This is a genomic window from Colidextribacter sp. OB.20, from assembly GCF_009911595.1.
In the GTDB taxonomy this organism is placed as follows: Bacteria; Bacillota; Clostridia; order Oscillospirales; family Oscillospiraceae; genus Lawsonibacter.
This window is the reverse complement of the sequence record NZ_QWKG01000152.1, coordinates 1-942: the sequence shown is the minus strand read 5'-3', so window position 1 is coordinate 942 and position 942 is coordinate 1. Positions and strand designations below refer to the sequence as shown.

Genomic DNA, 942 nt, shown 5'->3' with positions numbered 1-942 from the left:
GTAAGCGTAAAATAGAGCAGTACCTGTCCCCCAATGGTAGAATGGAAAAGAAGGGGGAGTAGAAAATGAAAGAAGAAAAAGAATGCTTAAACTGCGGAAAGAAGTTCATCCCGACCTGCCATATCACGCGGCAGAAATACTGCAGTGACGCCTGCCGGCATCGGTATAACAATGCCAAAAGGCGCTATGAAGTGCCGGTAAATATTTGCCCGGCATGCGGAGATGTTGTGGAACAGAAAGATTGCCGGCCAGGACGATGGCGGCGGTTCTGCAGCGATCAGTGCCGGGTAACATACCACCACCAAAAGCTGCTGGCGGAGCGGCGAAAGCGGGCACGTCCTCAGCAAATATGTCCGAATTGCGGGAAAGAATTTCAGCCGGAATGGGGAGCGGGGAGTCAGCGGAAATACTGCAGTGACGCCTGCCGGATCGAATGGTGGAAGGAGTATCACAAAGCACATCCGCCGGAGGAAGCGCCAGCGGAGGAATGCGCGTTTTGCGGAGCGCCCTTAACGGGAAAACAACGAGGCAAGACGTACTGCAGCCGTTTCTGCTATCTGCTGGCAATGGACCAGACCCATGTGGAGGAAACCTGTGAGTGGTGTGGAGAAAAGTTTACCGACACCAGTGGACAGGGGCGGCGGTATTGCAGCCGGAGCTGTGCCACAGCGGCCCGATTTACGCCGAAAGCGCGGCGAGGGAGCCGGCGTATCAGTCATGGGGAACCGGAAGAATGGCTGCAGAAACTGACAGAAGCGGCTCGGGCCAGTGGAGCAGGGAAACGAGGAAAGCGGGTGAGGCTGGTATGCGGTATCACCAGCATGTACACGGGATTGGATGGCCTGCTGGCAATTATCCGTTATCATTTAAAACTTGATCCATATGATGGAAGCGTTTATGTGTTTCGTGACGGTATTGGAAGCATGCTGAAATATATTGAAT

General features: G+C 53.8%; 1 protein-coding gene. It reads left to right on the top strand.

The genetic code is table 11. The annotated features are described in order from the left end of the window. Window positions 1–65: 65 nt before the first annotated feature. The coding region (tnpB, locus tag D1641_RS18940) for an IS66 family insertion sequence element accessory protein TnpB (RefSeq protein ID WP_160668548.1) at window positions 66–942 on the top strand (877 nt) is incomplete at its 3' end.